Source organism: Planococcus sp. CPCC 101016 (genome assembly GCF_007859295.1).
In the GTDB taxonomy this organism is placed as follows: domain Bacteria; phylum Bacillota; class Bacilli; order Bacillales_A; family Planococcaceae; genus Planococcus.
Genome location: NZ_VOHB01000002.1, coordinates 778,382 through 794,544, shown reverse-complemented (window position 1 = coordinate 794,544; position 16,163 = coordinate 778,382). Strand labels below are relative to the sequence as shown.

The following is a 16,163-nucleotide window of genomic DNA, read 5'->3' as shown; positions in this document are numbered from 1 at the left end:
CTTTACTCCCTTTCTTTTTTCTTCTTATGATAGTATTCTACTCAATTTTCTGTTATTAAGCAATTATTTATTGCCAGAAGCTTTATTGGACAATTTCTTCAGGCATTGGTGTTTCATTGCCAAGGACAGCCATCTCCAGTAGCTCTGCTACATCGTATGTGCCAACCTCGTCTTCGACTTCTTTCGCTTTCGTGCCATCTGACAGCATCGTCAAGCAGTACGGACAACCGGAAGAAATCATGGTCGGGCTGACTTCCAGCGCCTGTTCGGTGCGGGCAACATTGACACGGTGCCCAGCATCTTCTTCCATCCACATCATTCCGCCGCCGGCTCCACAGCACATGCCGTCCTGTCGGTTGCGGACCATTTCGACCAATTCCACGCCTTCGATCGCTTTCAATATCTCACGCGGTGCGTCATAGACATCATTGTAGCGGCCGAGGTAGCAGGAATCATGGAACGTAATGCGCTCGTTTACCGGGAATTGCGGTTTCAAGCGTCCCTCTTGAACCAGATCGAACAGCATTTCGGTATGGTGATAAACTTCAGCCTTAAAACCGAAATCCGGGTATTCATTTTTAAAGATATTGTAAGCGTGCGGATCGATTGTCACGATTTTCTTGATGTCCGCTTTTTCGAACTCTTTAATATTGCCTGTCGCCAGTTCCTGGAACAGGAATTCGTTTCCAAGACGGCGCGGCGTGTCGCCTGAATTCTTTTCTTTATTGCCGAGAATCGCGAACTTCACACCAGCCTCATTCATCAAGCGTGCAAATGACAAGGCAATTTTTTGTGAGCGGCTGTCGAATGAACCCATCGAGCCCACCCAGAACAGGAATTCGAATTCTTCGCCGGCTTTGTTCATTTCTTTAACAGTTGGAATTGAGATATCTGGACGTGCATCTCTCCAGTTTTCTTTTTCTTTGCGGTTAAGTCCCCACGGATTTCCTTGCTTCTCGATGTTTGTCATTGCGCGCTGAGCATCTTTGTCCATTTTCCCTTCGGTCATTACCAGGTAGCGGCGAAGGTCGATGATTTTATCTACGTGCTCGTTCATTACCGGACATTGGTCTTCACAGTTACGGCATGTCGTACATGCCCAAATTTCTTCTTCTGTGATAACATCCCCGATCAGGCTTGGGCTATAAAGTTCGTCGATGCTGACCCCTTCAGCACCGGCAGCCATCGCCAGTTGGTTTCCTTGCGTATTGTTGAACGCCATTGCCGGCACCCAAGGTTTTTTCTGCGTCATGACGGCCCCTGTATTTGTCAGGTTGTCACGAAGCTTCGTAATCAGATCCATCGGCGACAGCATTTTTCCTGTCCCGGTAGCCGGACACATATTCGTACAGCGTCCGCATTCCACGCAGGCGTAGAAATCGATCATCTGGCCTTGAGTGAAATCAGTGATTTTCCCAACGCCGAATGAAGGCATGGCGTCTGGATCTTCTTCATCTTCCATTTCTTCAAAGTTGATTGGCTTTAAGCGGCCAACATGGTCAACTCGGTGGAACCAAGTGTTGACCGGTCCGAAGATCAAATGCGCGTGCTTGGATTGCGGTACATAAACCAGGAACGTCAGCAAGAACAAAAGATGCGCCCACCACATGACGTAGAAAACTGTCACAGCTGCAGCTTCAGGCAGCCATGCAAATGCGCCAGCTACAAGTGAAGCAACCGGTTCTGTCCAGGCACCTTCATGCGCGTGCCAGATCATGTTCATGCCGTTTCCGATTAATACGGTCACCATTAAACCACCGATGAAAATGAGCACAAGCCCTGATTTCCATCCGCGCTTCAAGCGAACCAGCTTTTCGATATAACGTCGATAAAATGCCCAGATCACAGCAACCAAAATCGTCAATGTAACGATTTCCTGGAAGAAAGTGAAGGCTGGGTAAAGCGGTCCTAGCGGCAAATGCGCGTCCGGAGACAGGCCTTTGATAATAAAATCAATGGCACTCGCCTGAACCAGCAGGAAGCCATAGAAGAACATGACGTGAATCGTTCCGCTCTTCTTATCTTTCATTAATTTCTTCTGTCCAAAAACATTGACCATGACTTTGCGCAAACGCTCGTTAAAGTTTTCTTCAAACTCGACTTCTTTTCCAAGTTTGATGAAATCATATCTCGACTTCAATAAATAGATGAAGAGATAAACTGCGTAAGCGGTTACAACTATGAATAAAACCCAGTTTGCAATCAGCAATGGCTCCATCGCAATATCCCCCTTGTGTGTGTATTCTAATAATAACTTACTCAAAGTTTACGTGAATGAGTACAACTTGTCGATACTATGTTCTATATTAAAATATGAATGAGCATTCAGTCAACTACTATTTGAAAGAGTTTTCAAATTAAGCACAAAGTATGGCGTTTGAGTAGTAGGCACTAGTTTTGTGATGAACATCATCGTCTTGTCCGTTAAATTATTTCAGCTTAAGAAAAAGAGCACCATCCAAAAATGGATGATGCTCCTGCTTTATTCGAATCGCAACGAGAAAAGATTTTCACCAAAAAATTGCTGGGTCTGCTCATAATTTAATGGCATTACTCCGACCAGTACACAGGTTGCCGGGCCGCCTGAGCGATGCTGGTCAAGCTCAGTAGTAATTTCAACTTGCCGTCCCATCAGCAGTTCGGCTTCACGTGCGATTCCTTGTGAACCGACCGGCCAGACGCGCTCGATCAAGCCGGCATCGATGCCTTTTCCAATCAGAGCGAGATCAGCGGTTTTATTCCACTGGGTCAGCACTTCCTCACCAACCAGCGGAATGCCATAGACGAACCAGCACAGTAATTCAGCAGCTGGCAGCTGTCTGCATTGTTTGCCGATCATCGTTACTGCGATGCCGGATTGCAGTGTCGGCATATTGGTTTCCGTACTTCCTGAAATTTGCGGCAAAGCTGTTTCGGCTTCATCGAACAGCTCTTTGATGCCTTCCATGTAAGCAGTCCATTGAGCAGCTCCGCTGAAATTGTGAAGCAGTACGGCTTGCGGTTGACTGCCGGCAGCCCATTGCTCGAGCAGCGCGACCCGTCCTGCGAATTTAGCCGTGATGGCATCAGGAGCTTTAACAACATCCTGTTCTTTTTCCCCGATTCCTGCTGAATTATCTGAAGTGATGACAAAGCCATCGATTAAAATCTCATGACGCATGAAACGAAACCCCATGGACCTTCAGAACATAAGGCATTAGCAAAGCCGCCACTCCGGCGTTGATGGAAGCGGCAATTACTAAGCCGGGCACCGATGCGTAAAAAAATGCCGGCGACAACAAAAAGTAGAACGGCAAGGCAGCGAGCACTCCATTGCCAATGATAAAGGCTGCCCATTTTAGCCAGCTTTTGCCTGCCTGATGCAGTTTTGCAAACAGCCACACCACAGCCCACATCTCAAATGCGATGATCAGATGCAACGGCCCGAGTGGTATGCCGCCGAACAATGCCGAAATCAAATGCCCGAATGCCGCAATGGTTCCGGCCAGCGGCGCCGAAAAGAACAGCACGGCGACCAGTGCGGGCATGGAATCAAGCGCGATGGACGCGATGCCGAGCGGAATTTTGATCATGCCGCCAATTGCGGACAAGCTGATGAACAAAGCCGCTAGCGCCAATTTTCTTGTGGTCATCTCAGTCCACCGACTTTTTGCTGCGTCCGCCGTTCTTGAATACTTTGGCGCTGCGCACGTATTCGTTATCCGGCACACCTGCACGCGAATTGACTACACGTGATGCAGCGAACAGGTAATCGGACAACCGGTTCAAGTATCGCTGCACGACAAGCGGAAAATCTTCTCCCGACCTCATCAATGTCACCGTCTGGCGTTCGGCACGACGCGTAATGGTACGTGCAATATGCAAAGTCGCTGCTGCAGGAGAACCTCCCGGCAGGATAAATCGTTCAAGTAATGGCGGTTCTTCCATCAATTCATCGATGCGCTTTTCCAAAACTTCAACAGGCGCTTCTGTCATTTTGTATTGAGGCTCCTTGCGGACATCGGCCAAGTCGCCGCCGCAATCAAATAGCTCATTTTGGATCGCTTCCAGGTCTTCCAGCAGATCAGCATATGTTTCCGGTGCCAATTCTGTCATCGCTTTGCCGATAAATGAATTTACTTCGTCTATCGTGCCATAAGCTTCGACGCGCGGCGCATCTTTATCCGTGCGTGCTCCGATCAGACTGGTTTGCCCTTTATCCCCGGTTTTCGTGTAAATCTTCATCCTTATCCGCCCCTTTGATTTACTTTCACAAACAGGAAATCAACTGCTCGTAAAAGTTTAATGGATTCAACTAGCACTCCGTTGGAAATATTCACCTTCGCCAACAGAGCGAACTTCACTTTATCTTTTCCGGTATACCGTACCAAATCCGTGTAATCTTCTCGGCTTCGGCAAATAAATGCTGATACAGACGCCCGACAAGATCCCGCATTTCCCGTTCGATGCGCTCAGTCGGCACGATGCCTCGGTTCAAATCCGTCAAAATCCAAATTTGCCGCGATTGTCCGCTGTCCATGATCCTTCTTATTTGTTCCATCATCTGACCTTCTGTCAAGCCTTTACCGAGTTGCTGTTTTATCCAATTTTCTAAACCAGCAATGACAATTGTGGCCTCTGAAGCTGTTGATTCGGGAAGTTCGCCTTCACTCCAATAAACCTCATGGCCATTTAACCGGTCTTTTACATACTGTCGTTTGCCATTAAAGGCTCCACCGAAAACGATGTGCATAATGCCCGCTCCTCGAACGCTTGGCGGCTTTTCCAGGTTAATATGTGGCAGCCGTCGTGCAGCGCAATTTGATTTTGAAATTTTTCACCTAAAGCTTGCGCTATCAGGTAACGGATTGGACCGCCGTGGAGAACCAATGTCACGTCCTTGCCTTCTGGCAGTTTCCGAATCCCGCGTTCGACTCGTTCTGCCATATCCGCAAGACTTTCACCGCCGGGCGGACGTATACTCCATGGTTCGTCTATCCAGCTGCGGTAAAGCTGGTTGTCTTTCAGCTCATCATAAGTTTTCATTTCCCACTGGCCGAAATGGCATTCCCGCAACTCGCGATTTGCCCGGTAACGTGCATTCGGAAACAGTACAGCTGCCGTCTCACGGCATCGCTTCAAGTCGCTGCCGACCACTGTCTTCAAGTTTAGGTCCGGCTTCGCTTGAAACGGCAAAATCGATTCGTCCGTCCAGCCGATATAGCGCTTTTGCTGATTGCCTCTAGTTGGGGCATGGCGTATTAAACGAAGAACAAAAGACTGATCCATAACAAAATCTCCACTCCTTCCACATACGCGCCAAACAGGTCACCTGTCACACCACCAAAATTACGCAGGCACCAGGCGCGGTAAAGCCAAAAAGAAACAAGCAGCAGAACCAGAAGGATCAGCGCAGTCCAAATTCCGGTGCTCCAGATCAGAACAGCCAAGCTGATGGCAATAAAACAGCCAGCTGTAATCCGAAGTTTCCCGTGATCAGCCTGCTGCTGAAAAAAAGCCGCCAGACCTTTCGGCTTTGCAGAAATAGTGGAACTGAACAGCGCCAACAAGCCGATTCTCGAGAATACAGGAACTAAAAAAACCAGCATAAGGGATATGGTTTGAATCAATTCTGACACGATAATAATTTTTCCGATAATCGAAAACAGCAGCACCATGGTGCCGAAAGCGCCGATTCTTGGATCGCCCATAATTGCCAGGCGCTTGTCTCTGTCCTGATAGGAAAAATAAGCATCTCCCGTATCTGCCAACCCGTCCATATGCAGCCCGCCCGTCAGTACGAGGCTAATTGCCACTACCGCAAATCCGATCAAAAGCGGACTGGAATCGGTCATATCACGCAGCAGCCATACCGATCCAGCCAGCATGCTTCCAAAAATCAGACCCAATACAGGTAGCATGGCATACATTGCCGTAATATGCGATTTTTCCATCGGCAATTGTTTTTTCACCGGAATCACTGAGAAAAATTGGAGCGCCAACAGAAAACCTGTCCCCCATTGCCGGCTCATGGAGTCACCTCCATGAGCTGTTCAATTTTCTGCCAATCCACATGTGATTTGACATGTGCAGCCCAGCGGTCAAGCGGATCGCCCAGCTCTTCCAGAAAAGGCGTCGGCAAGTTTTTCCGTTTCCGGATCGGCGCCAGGAATCCAGCACGGCAACGAGCATTCCTGAAAAATCCATGCAGATGGGTTCCCAGCAGCTGCCCTTGGAAATGCCCTTCTGACTCAGTCCCGCATGTTAAAAGAGGGTGAGCGGACCTGTTCACTTTGCCATGATGAATTTCGTAGCCTTCCACGTTAATTTCCTCATCTGAAAAATTCACTATGCCGTTCTGCCGCTGGACCACTTTTTGTTTCACAAAATCAACGTGCATATTCTCCACTAAGCCGAATCCTTCTTCATTTTCTGCTCGGGTGCCGTCATGGCCATTGGGATCGGACAAGGTTTCAGCGAACATTTGAAACCCACCGCATAAGCCAATAATCCAAGTGTGCCCTTCCAACGCCTTCAGTTTGTTTTTTAATCCTTGCTTTTTCCAATAGCGCAGGTCCGCAATGGTGCTTTTCGTACCCGGCAATAAGAGAATATCCGGCTGGCCGATTTCATCGACGGTCTCGACCCAGCGGACGGATACATCCGGCTCGGTAAGAAACGGTTCAATATCGGTAAAGTTTGAGAGATAGGGATGTCTGCAAATAACCAGCTCTATAGCATTTTCACTAGCAGATAGACGTTCTGTAGCCTGTACACCGAGCGAATCCTCCTGCTCGATTTCATGGCTGGCCATATAGGGAATAACTCCAAGCACCGGAATGCCGGTGTACGATTCCAGAAAACGGACGCCTTCATCAAACAGTCGGGCATCCCCCCGGAATTTATTGATGATCAGGCCTTTGATTCGTTCCGGTTCCGGCACGAGGGCGAGCGTACCTACAATCGACGCGAACACGCCTCCGCGTTCAATGTCAGCAACCAGAATTACCGGCACATCCGCGCGTTTTGCAACGGTCATATTGACAAGTTCCCGATCATTCAAATTGACTTCGGCCGGACTGCCGGCTCCTTCAATGACCAGATGGGTAAAGTCCTTTTCCAAGTTGGCCAGCGCCTGGTCGATTGCAGCCAGGCCTCTTTCGTAAAACTGTGTACGGTAATCCATGCCATCCATCGTTTCAAGTTTTTTGCCAAAAAGAACCACTTGCGATTTCATTCCACTTTCCGGTTTCAATAGAATCGGATTCATATCTGCAGTCGCCATGGCCCGTGCCGCTTCTGCTTGGACTCCTTGGGAACGGCCGATTTCCTCGCCTCCTACTGTCACGTAGGAATTATTCGACATGTTCTGCGATTTGAATGGTGCTACTTTAATGCCTTGATCTGATAAAATCCGGCAGAAAGCTGTACAAATGATGCTCTTGCCGACATCTGAAGCGGTACCTTGAATCATAATTCCCCGCATTTTTTCACTTCCTTCTGAATGCCATGCCGTTTTCCATTTCGATTGCCTGGTCAGCCTGCTTCACAAGCCATAAGTGGATGCGTCCGAGCCAACTTTGGTAAAGTTCGTCGCGCACGAAGTCGTCCAGCACTTCGTTCGAGACGACCGTCAGCAGATCCACTGTTTCCAGCATCTGCAGAACCGTCTCCTGCAATCCGGTCCATTTTTGTTCCATGCATCCTGGAATATCGGCACACATCTTGCCGGTCTCCCAACCTTCATAAAGTTCATTAGCGAGCCAAGTGGTCACACAATCCCATAGCACAAGGTCTCCTGAATGCAGCTTCTCCAACACATTCTCCATACGGTAAGCTTGTTCAATTGTCAGCCAGCCGTCTTGCCAACGATCTTGCCGGTGGCGTTCAATACGTTCTTTCATTTCCTCATCGTGTGGCTGTCCGCTTGCCAAGTAAATTTTCCGGTTGCGGGCGAATGTCCGCACAAGAGATTCCGCATAGGCACTTTTGCCGCTGCGGACGCCGCCGCTGATGAATACTAATTGGCCTCGAGCCATCCTGCAATCGCCTCCCGCAGTTTTTCCATGCTTTCTGCTGATTTCATGCCGATCCGGAACCACTTTCCATCCATTCCACGAAAAGATTCGGTATGCCGCAAGACAATCCCTGCTTTCAGAAGGTCTCTAAAGAACTTGTCCGACATGCCAGGATCCGGCAGCTGAAATGTCAGGAAATTGGCTTCGGAATTGCTTGTTGTGCAATTCTTTTCGGCCAAAAACTGCTGCATTTTCCGGCGTTGTTCGGCGGCGGCTCTAATTACCTGGCCGCGGTAAGCCGATGCCCACAGGCAGTCTGCACCGATTGCAGCAGACAGTGCATTGACGTTCCAATGTGCCGCCCCTTGTTTTAATTGCTCTATCATTGCGGCTTGGCTAACTGCATAACCAAGGCGCAAGCCGGGTATGGCGTACATTTTAGTCATTGAACGAACGATAATGACATTCGGAAAATTTTTTAGAAACGGCATAAAAGAAGCCAGTTCTCCAATAAAATCAATAAAAGCTTCATCAAGCACCAGTTCGCACTTGTTTTCCAGACAAGCACCTGCTATTTCACGCAAAGTTTTTATATCGAGCAGAACACCTGTGGGATTGTGAGGATTGCAGATATACAAGGCTGCACAGCCTGGAATTGCGGACCGCACATTCTGAATGGGTAAATGCCAATTATTTTCGGCCTTTAGCTGAATCGCTCTAATTTGAACATTTTCCGCTTCCAGTGTCTGGCGGTACTCAGAAAAGGCCGGTTCCACCAGCACAACCCGCTGGCTGCGGTACCTTCTGGCGAGCCAAGTGAAGACTTCAGCAGCTCCGTTTCCCGCAGCCACTTGGCTAGGTTCAACTTCATGGAATTTTGCAGCTGCTGTCCGGAATGGCTCACCGTCCGGATCGGGGTACGAACCGACTAATTCCAACATTTCCGGCCAGCGTTCCGCCAAAAATGACGGCGGCCCTAAAGGGTGGACATTTTCACTAAAATCCAGAATCTGTTGCGGCAGACTGATTCCTGCCTGTTTGTATAAACGCTGAGGATTGGCTCCATGATTAGGCAAGTCCAAACAAAATTCCTCCCAATGCAAATAAAATAAAAAAGCCGATGGTAACCGCTTGCATATGTTTTACAGCTTCTTGAATGTGGTGCGCTTCTAACGGATAAACCGGTGTCCCCATGCGTGCTCGTTGGGACGCTACACCGCGGTAACGGTTCAGGCCGCCCAATTGAATGCCCAATTGCACGGCGGTAGCAGCTTCCAGCCAGCCACTGTTCGGACTTGGGTGCTTCGGCGCATCCCGCAGCCATTCTGCAAAACGCTGACGCATGGTCAATGACCGTTTGTTTTTCGTCATCACCAAAATCAATAAACCGGTCAGCCGGCTCGGAATAAAGTTCAAAACATCATCCGCTTTTGCTGACGCATAGCCAAATTGTTCAAATTCCTCGTTTCGATAGCCCACCATCGAATCGAGTGTATTAACAGATTTATAAAACCATAAGCCCGGTGCCCCGAACAGAAACGCCCAGAACAGCGGTGCTGTCACGCCATCACTGGTATTTTCTGAAACTGTTTCGACAACACCTCGCGTAATTTCACTTTCATCTAATCCATCTGTATCCCTGCCGACAATCCATGACAATTTTTCGCGCGCCAAATCCATGTTTTTAGCTATGAGCGGTTTATAGACGTCCACTGCAGCCTCTTTTAAGCTTTTCTGAGCCAAACCGGATGCAATCAACAGCGCCTCCACCAAAATTCCAATGTAATTATTCAACGAATAAGCCAGAAAAACAATCGAGTAAACAATCAAAAAAACTGTTAATGCCACCGTTCCAAGCAGCAAAAAGCCATTTCGGAAAGCGTTCGGCCCCCGATTCCAGCGAACGGCCAGTCTTTGTATCGCCGTACCGATCCAGCGAACCGGATGCGGCCAATTCGGTGGGTCTCCGATGAGGCGGTCGATGGCCAAGCCAAGAGCTATTGCGATGAGATGGGACATTATAAACTCTTCGCTTTCGCCAGCTCGTATAATTTGAGTGCTTCGACAGTGCATTCAAAAACACCGACGCCGATCAATTTTCCAAGTTCAGTAATCGGTCCTGCATAAGGAAGCAGCTCCCCTTGCTGGGTTGCCGCTACCAGACAGCTGTCTGTAGACGTTCCCGTTGCAATTGTGCCGGTCAGTGGATCTTTGACCTGTTCCTGCTGAAGAGCTTTTGTCTTGGCTTCTGTCGCGGTAATCATCGCCTGGATAAAGGCTTCATCCGACAAGATGCCGTTGACCATGATCCACGTGTTGATGGTGCCGACACGCAGCGAGCGTTCAACCGCTTTTGAGACATCCACGCCATTGCCAACACCGGCAGTCACAGCAATCACCACTGATCCAAACGGACCTTCGTACTCTTTGACAATTGCATCTTGTGTTTGGACTGCTGTCATCATCCCAACGGTATCTGTCGTCTTCAATCCCCTTTGTTCGATAAACTCGGACATCTCTTCGACACTATTGCTGATGTTGTAAAAAGCATCCACATGACGATTCATAAAGTTGCGGAACCACCCTGATCCTGCATTGACGACCGCTGAAGAAACAGTCTTTAACGGAATCGGACTTTGGTACAGCACCATATCATTGGAAATTCGAAATTCTTCCGCACGGATGCTGTTGATGGCGGACTTGCGTTTAACACCGGGCAATAAAGTGATTTGGGGCTTTGGCAATTCCGGATGCGGATGATTGCTGACGCGTGTATTGTAGACCGCCTCGATATCTTCTTCCCGAACGACTTCATGCGGTTCCCCGGTCCGAACGATCTGTCCCTGGTCGAGCAGCAGCAATTGATCGCAATACATAGAGGCCAAGTTGATGTCGTGAAAAATGGAGACAATCGTCAATTCTTTCTCAATAGCCTGCTTTTTAATGGTATCCAGCAATTCTTTCTGGTGATTGATATCCAGGTGGTTGGTGGGCTCATCTAATAGCAAAATGCCGGCATTCTGTGCGAGGGCTTGTGCCACAAAGACACGCTGCTGTTCACCGCCTGACATCCGGTCAATCTGAGTATCTTCATATTGGCTTATATTCATTAAACGCATCGCTTCTACGACTGCATGTTCGTCTTCTTGCGACCAGGAAGAAAACCAACCGCTTTGATGCGGATATCGGCCAAGTGATATTGTTTCCCGAACCGTATGGGCAAAAGCATGGGCATGCAATTGAGGCAGAACCGCCATTTTTCTGGCCAGTTCTTTTTGAGGAAAATCGGCAATCGATACGCCATCTATATTGACTTCGCCAGCTGCAGCCGGCAGTACTCCGCTGATCAATTTCATTAAAGTCGATTTGCCGCTGCCATTCGGTCCCAAAATACCGAGAATCGAGCCTTTATTGACTGTAAACGAGACGTCTTTTACGATGTTCTTATCGCCATAGCCGCCTGTAAGTCCGATGATTTCAAGCATAATTAAGCCCCTCCTTTGCGCTGTCGGAAAAAGATGAATGCAAATACCGGCGCACCGATAAACGCAGTAATGACCCCAATTGGCAATTCTGTCGGTGAAATGATGGTTCGCGATACCAAATCACAGACGATTAAAAGAGCCGCACCGTTAATGAATGATAAAGGAAGCACGTGGCGATGGTCCGATCCCCATAGCAACCGGGTCATGTGCGGAACCACCAAACCGACAAAGCCGATCGTCCCGGAAACCGAAACAGCTGCTCCCGTCAGTACGGAGCCGCCAATCAAAATAACCATTTTGCTCCTTCTGACATCCACTCCCAGATGCTGCGCACGTTCTTCGCCGAACAGCATCGCGTTCAGTTCACGGCGCTTCAACCACAATACGAAAGATCCAATTAATACAAATGGCAAGGCCATCCGTACGTATGGCCATCCGCGCATCGACACACTGCCGAGCAGCCAACCGATGATTTGGCGCAGCTCTTCTCCTGTCAAGGCAATCATCAAGGAGATGATGGAACCGAGAAACGAACTGAAAATGATGCCTGTCAAAATGACAGTTTCCATTTTCATGGAACGATCCACCAGTTTTGCGAAACTCATGACCGCAATCATGGTCAGCAACGCACCGATCATGCTCATAACCGGCAAGGTGAATGGTCCAAGAAACGGGATTGATATACCAAAAAAGAGTGTCATCACGGCGCCGACTGAGGCACCGGAAGACACTCCCAGGGTGTATGGATCAGCCAATGGATTCTTCAGAAGCCCTTGGAAAGCAGCACCGGCAATAGCCAGTGCCGCACCGACAAGCCCAGCCAAAATTACACGTGGCATGCGGATATTCCATAAAATATTGGCCGCCGCTTCATCCGATGATGGATTCCACAGCACGACCGGTGAAATGGACACCGTTCCAACCGTCACCCCAAGCAATACAGCGCCTGCTAAAATCAGCAGCGAGACACTGTATGCCAAAAGATTCTTACTCACTGAAAACCTCAGGATAAACAGCCTGCGCCATTTCCATCAGCCCTTCCGACAAACGTGGACCTGAACGGGTGAGCATATCTGAATCCAGGTTATAGACAGCATCTTCTTGGACAGCTGTTACTTCTGCAAAACCACTGCGTGATTTAATTTGTTCTACAGCGTTTTCGACATAAGCGCCTTCAGTGGTGATAATGACATCGGGATTAGCCTCAACAATGGCTTCCGGGTCCATGATGACCCAGCCTTCCAAATCGCCGGCTACGTTTTCAGCATTGATGAGCGTCAGCATCTCATCCATGAACGTTCCGCTTCCTGTTGTATAGATATCCGGCTGGCTGCCGACTTCCAGAAAGACGGTCTTCGGCTCTTCGATCGTACTTGCCAATTCCTCGATTTCAGCCACTTGGACTTCCATTTCCGAAATGATTTTTTCCGCTTCTTCCATTGTGCCTGTTGCTTGTCCAACTACAGTGATGGAATCATAGACTTCTTCGAAACTTGCCGCATTGTTGACGACGAACACATCAAGGCCCGCATCACGCAGCTGCTGTAAGCCTGCCTCTCCGACACCCAGTCCAGATTCATGCGCCAGCACCAAGTCTGGCTGAAGGCTGATGATTTTCTCTACATTGAATTCCTGTCCACCGATTTTTTCAACTTCTGCTGCTTCTTCCGGATAATTGTCAAAATCCGAGACGCCAACCATTTTGTCTCCGAGTCCTAATTCATAAGCGATTTCTGTATTTGATGGCAGCATCGAGACGATGGCTTCCGGTTCTTCTTCAATGACAACTTCTTCTCCGACTGCATCGTTCAAAGTCACCGGAAATTCCACTTCCGCTACTTCTGTCGGCGGTTCCGCCGGCGTTTCAACACCCTCTTCTTCCACCGGTGTTGCTGTATCTCCGCATCCTGCCATTAAAACCGCGGCCAATCCGGCTGTTGCTCCAAATTTCCAAAACTTTTTCATCGAGTAATCCCCCTTGTTGGTTGTACCATTCAAAACGAATGAAAAAACGCCACTTCGCCGGACCATTTATGTCCGTCGGCTCTACACAATCGCTTCGCTTTCTTTCCATAAAATAAATCCCCCGCAGCATTCTGCGAGGGATTGGAAGGACGACATAAAAAAGCATGCGCATCCAGCCTTTCCTCGCAGGCGTGTGGGTGTGTTGTCATAAAGGCAGGTCTCCTGGCTTGTGATTATCGTTATCTGCACCTTCCCAAAGCGTTGCTTCAGTGGCATTTCGCAGATTCCTCTCACATACAGTGGCGGGACCGCGCCGGAGTTGAACCGGCTTCCCTTTTAACTCATGTTCTTAGACATAAGCACCTTTATGAATTGCTATCAAGTTCTGTTTCTTGTCTCCATTATACACATAATCGAATAGCTGTCTCTTACATTTTTTCTGGAGCTGCGACGCCGACTGTTTTCAATGCGTTCGCCAAAGTCGTTTTCACTGCCGTAATCAATGCCAGACGGGCTCCAGTCAATTCAGGATTCGATGCATCCAATACTTTATTGGCATTATAGAAGCTATGGAAATGAGATGCCAACTCATGGATGTAAGTAGTTACTCTATGAGGCGCGCGCTGCTTGGCTGCATCGGCGATCATCTGCGGGAAATCTCCGATTTTCTTCAGGACATCGATTTCTTTTTCAGAAGTCAATAAGTTCAACGATTCCTCTGAAGCCATCAAACCTTGCTCTTGTGCCTGGCGCAGAATTGAAGAGATGCGGGCATGAGCGTATTGGGAGTAATAAACTGGGTTTTCATTAGACTGAGAAACCGCCAAATCCAAATCAAAGTCCATATGAGTATCGCCTGAACGCATTGCGAAGAAATAACGCACGGCATCCAAGCCGACCAATTCAACCAGTTCGCGCATCGTTACGGCTTTACCCGTACGTTTGCTCATCTTCATCTTTTCGCCGTCTTTGTACAATTGCACCATTTGGATAATGCTGACTTCAAGCGTTTCACGGTCGTAGCCGAGTGCTTCGATTGCTGCTTTCATACGCGGAATGTAACCGTGATGGTCGGCACCCCAGACGTTGATGAGCTTTTCAAAGCCACGCTGTAATTTGTCTTCATGGTAGGCAATGTCCGGCATTAAGTATGTGTAAGTGCCATCGTTTTTAATGAGCACGCGATCTTTGTCGTCACCGAATGTTGTAGAACGGAACCAAGTCGCTCCGTCTTCTTCATAGACATGCCCGTTCGCGCGCAGTTTCGCTATTGCGTCATCGATTTTGCCGTTCTTGTACAGGGACGATTCCGGATACCAGACATCAAATTCTACGCGGAAATCCGCAAGGTCCTGCTGCAGTTTGGCCAATTCGACTTTCAAGCCGTGCTGGCGGAATGCTTCAAAGCGTTCTTCGTGGGTCAAGCTGACAAATTTGTCACCATGTTCTTTGACCAGATCATCAGCGATATCTTTAATGTCCTGTCCGCGGTAGCCATCTTCCGGCATGCTGTCTCCTTTACCGAGTGCTTCAAAATAACGTGCTTCGATCGACAAAGCCAAATTATTGATTTGATTGCCGGCATCGTTGATGTAGTATTCGCGGGACACGTCATAGCCTGCAAAATCCAAGACATTGCACAGCGAATCGCCGACTGATGATCCGCGGGCATGGCCCAAATGCAAATCGCCTGTCGGGTTGGCTGATACAAATTCCACCTGGATGCGTTCTCCGCCGCCCGCTGTTGAACGGCCGTAATCAGCGTTTTGTGCCAGGACGGTTTTGATGACATCCAGCAAGTAATCCTTTTTGATGGTGATGTTGATGAATCCCGGTCCGGCAATATCCACTGTTTGGATATTCGCTGCATCTTTGTCAAGGTTCGCTACAATCGCCTCAGCAATTGCACGGGGCGGTTTTTTCGCCAAACGCGTCAATTGCATCGCGATATTTGTAGCGTAATCGCCATTTGTTTTGTCTCTTGGTGATTCAAGCTGGATTTCAACCGGCTCGGTCGTCAATTCCGCCTTTTCAATCGCTGCCGTAAACGCTGTTTTAATCGCATGTTGAACTTGTTCTACTGCATTCATCATTTAGCCTCCATAAACTGTATTTCCATTTCATATTCACCGACATGATCCGAGCCCAGCGCAAGATCATATCGGACCATAAACCGTGTGTCGCTGATCGACAGCTCATGCGCCTTTGTCGTCAGCATGAACGACCCTTGCTCATTTGTCAGATTGCCGGTTTGTTCTTTATGTAATAAAAAAGGTAGCCGCATCTGCAGGCCGCCGCTTCTCATAATCACTGCTTCATCTTCCCGGATTTTAACCGTTGTCCGAATTTCAAGATCATCCTGCTGTTCCGCATATTGCAGATAGCGCAGCTGGTTTTTTTCCGTCAACGTCCCGTGAGATTGCAGCACCATCACTTGCTCTTCCATATCCGGTTGGCGGATCGTCGTCGTCAGTTTGATCGTCACTGTCTTTTGCATGGTTCTCCGCCTCCCCGTCAAATAATAACCTTTTCATTATAGCCCGATTCACCCGGCTTTTTCAATACAGTACCCTATTGTTTGCCACAGTTCTTTGGCTGAGCTGGCTATTCTTTCAAATAAGACAAACTAAGACACAACTCCATGTTAAAAGCCGGCCCCTACTTTTTAGGGCCGGCTTGTTGATGCTCATTCATATTTTCAAGGTGATTGGCTGTG

Annotated in this window: 16 protein-coding genes and 1 riboswitch; all 16 genes read right to left on the bottom strand. The window is 48.5% G+C overall.

Features of this window, described 5'->3' with window-relative positions; genetic code table 11:
* Window positions 1–82: 82 nt before the first annotated feature.
* On the bottom strand, window positions 83–2,218 hold the full coding sequence (locus FQV26_RS03795) for a (Fe-S)-binding protein (RefSeq protein ID WP_146556035.1): 2,136 nt from the start codon (window positions 2,216–2,218) through the stop codon (window positions 83–85).
* 264 nt (window positions 2,219–2,482) lie between these two features.
* The gene (locus FQV26_RS03790; protein WP_146556034.1) at window positions 2,483–3,160 is read right to left on the bottom strand and encodes an alpha-ribazole-5-phosphate synthase; all 678 of its coding nucleotides are present in this window, start codon (window positions 3,158–3,160) and stop codon (window positions 2,483–2,485) included.
* Window positions 3,150–3,632, bottom strand: coding sequence for an ECF transporter S component (locus FQV26_RS03785; protein ID WP_146556033.1), 483 nt, complete (start codon window positions 3,630–3,632; stop codon window positions 3,150–3,152). The genes FQV26_RS03790 and FQV26_RS03785 overlap by 11 nt, the downstream gene beginning before the upstream one ends.
* A 1-nt stretch (window position 3,633) precedes the next feature.
* On the bottom strand, window positions 3,634–4,224 hold the full coding sequence (locus tag FQV26_RS03780; RefSeq protein ID WP_146556032.1) for a cob(I)yrinic acid a,c-diamide adenosyltransferase: 591 nt from the start codon (window positions 4,222–4,224) through the stop codon (window positions 3,634–3,636).
* Window positions 4,225–4,339: 115 nt separating this feature from the next.
* Entirely contained in the window at window positions 4,340–4,732 is a 393-nt protein-coding gene (locus FQV26_RS03775) for a bifunctional adenosylcobinamide kinase/adenosylcobinamide-phosphate guanylyltransferase (protein ID WP_146556031.1), read from the bottom strand.
* Window positions 4,684–5,268: a histidine phosphatase family protein gene (locus FQV26_RS03770; protein ID WP_146556030.1), complete on the bottom strand. Its 585-nt coding sequence runs from the start codon at window positions 5,266–5,268 to the stop codon at window positions 4,684–4,686. The genes FQV26_RS03775 and FQV26_RS03770 overlap by 49 nt, the downstream gene beginning before the upstream one ends.
* Window positions 5,241–6,011, bottom strand: coding sequence for an adenosylcobinamide-GDP ribazoletransferase (gene cobS, locus FQV26_RS03765; protein WP_146556029.1), 771 nt, complete (start codon window positions 6,009–6,011; stop codon window positions 5,241–5,243). Before cobS ends, FQV26_RS03770 begins: the two co-directional genes overlap by 28 nt.
* Complete coding sequence (locus FQV26_RS03760) at window positions 6,008–7,465, bottom strand: cobyric acid synthase (protein WP_146556028.1); 1,458 nt, start codon at window positions 7,463–7,465, stop codon at window positions 6,008–6,010. The genes cobS and FQV26_RS03760 overlap by 4 nt, the downstream gene beginning before the upstream one ends.
* A gap of 4 nt (window positions 7,466–7,469) precedes the next feature.
* Window positions 7,470–8,018, bottom strand: coding sequence for a bifunctional adenosylcobinamide kinase/adenosylcobinamide-phosphate guanylyltransferase (locus tag FQV26_RS03755; protein WP_146556027.1), 549 nt, complete (start codon window positions 8,016–8,018; stop codon window positions 7,470–7,472).
* Window positions 8,000–9,079 (bottom strand): pyridoxal phosphate-dependent aminotransferase, encoded by a 1,080-nt coding sequence (locus FQV26_RS03750; RefSeq protein WP_146556026.1) that lies wholly within the window; start codon window positions 9,077–9,079, stop codon window positions 8,000–8,002. Before FQV26_RS03750 ends, FQV26_RS03755 begins: the two co-directional genes overlap by 19 nt.
* Window positions 9,066–10,019 carry an adenosylcobinamide-phosphate synthase CbiB gene (gene cbiB / locus FQV26_RS03745; RefSeq protein ID WP_146557756.1) on the bottom strand — a complete coding sequence of 318 codons (954 nt, stop codon included), beginning with the start codon at window positions 10,017–10,019 and terminating at the stop codon, window positions 9,066–9,068. Before cbiB ends, FQV26_RS03750 begins: the two co-directional genes overlap by 14 nt.
* Window positions 10,016–11,482, bottom strand: a complete 1,467-nt coding sequence (locus FQV26_RS03740; RefSeq protein WP_146556025.1) for an adenosylcobinamide amidohydrolase — start codon at window positions 11,480–11,482, stop codon at window positions 10,016–10,018. Before FQV26_RS03740 ends, cbiB begins: the two co-directional genes overlap by 4 nt.
* Before the next feature lie 2 nt (window positions 11,483–11,484).
* Entirely contained in the window at window positions 11,485–12,462 is a 978-nt protein-coding gene (locus FQV26_RS03735) for a FecCD family ABC transporter permease (protein WP_397431002.1), read from the bottom strand.
* Window positions 12,463–12,469: 7 nt separating this feature from the next.
* Window positions 12,470–13,447, bottom strand: coding sequence for an ABC transporter substrate-binding protein (locus FQV26_RS03730; protein ID WP_146556023.1), 978 nt, complete (start codon window positions 13,445–13,447; stop codon window positions 12,470–12,472).
* A gap of 195 nt (window positions 13,448–13,642) precedes the next feature.
* A riboswitch (cobalamin riboswitch) is annotated at window positions 13,643–13,829 on the bottom strand.
* 46 nt (window positions 13,830–13,875) lie between these two features.
* Window positions 13,876–15,537, bottom strand: a complete 1,662-nt coding sequence (argS, locus tag FQV26_RS03725) for an arginine--tRNA ligase (RefSeq protein WP_146556022.1) — start codon at window positions 15,535–15,537, stop codon at window positions 13,876–13,878.
* Window positions 15,537–15,944 carry a YwiB family protein gene (locus FQV26_RS03720; RefSeq protein WP_146556021.1) on the bottom strand — a complete coding sequence of 136 codons (408 nt, stop codon included), beginning with the start codon at window positions 15,942–15,944 and terminating at the stop codon, window positions 15,537–15,539. Before FQV26_RS03720 ends, argS begins: the two co-directional genes overlap by 1 nt.
* Window positions 15,945–16,163 lie beyond the last annotated feature (219 nt).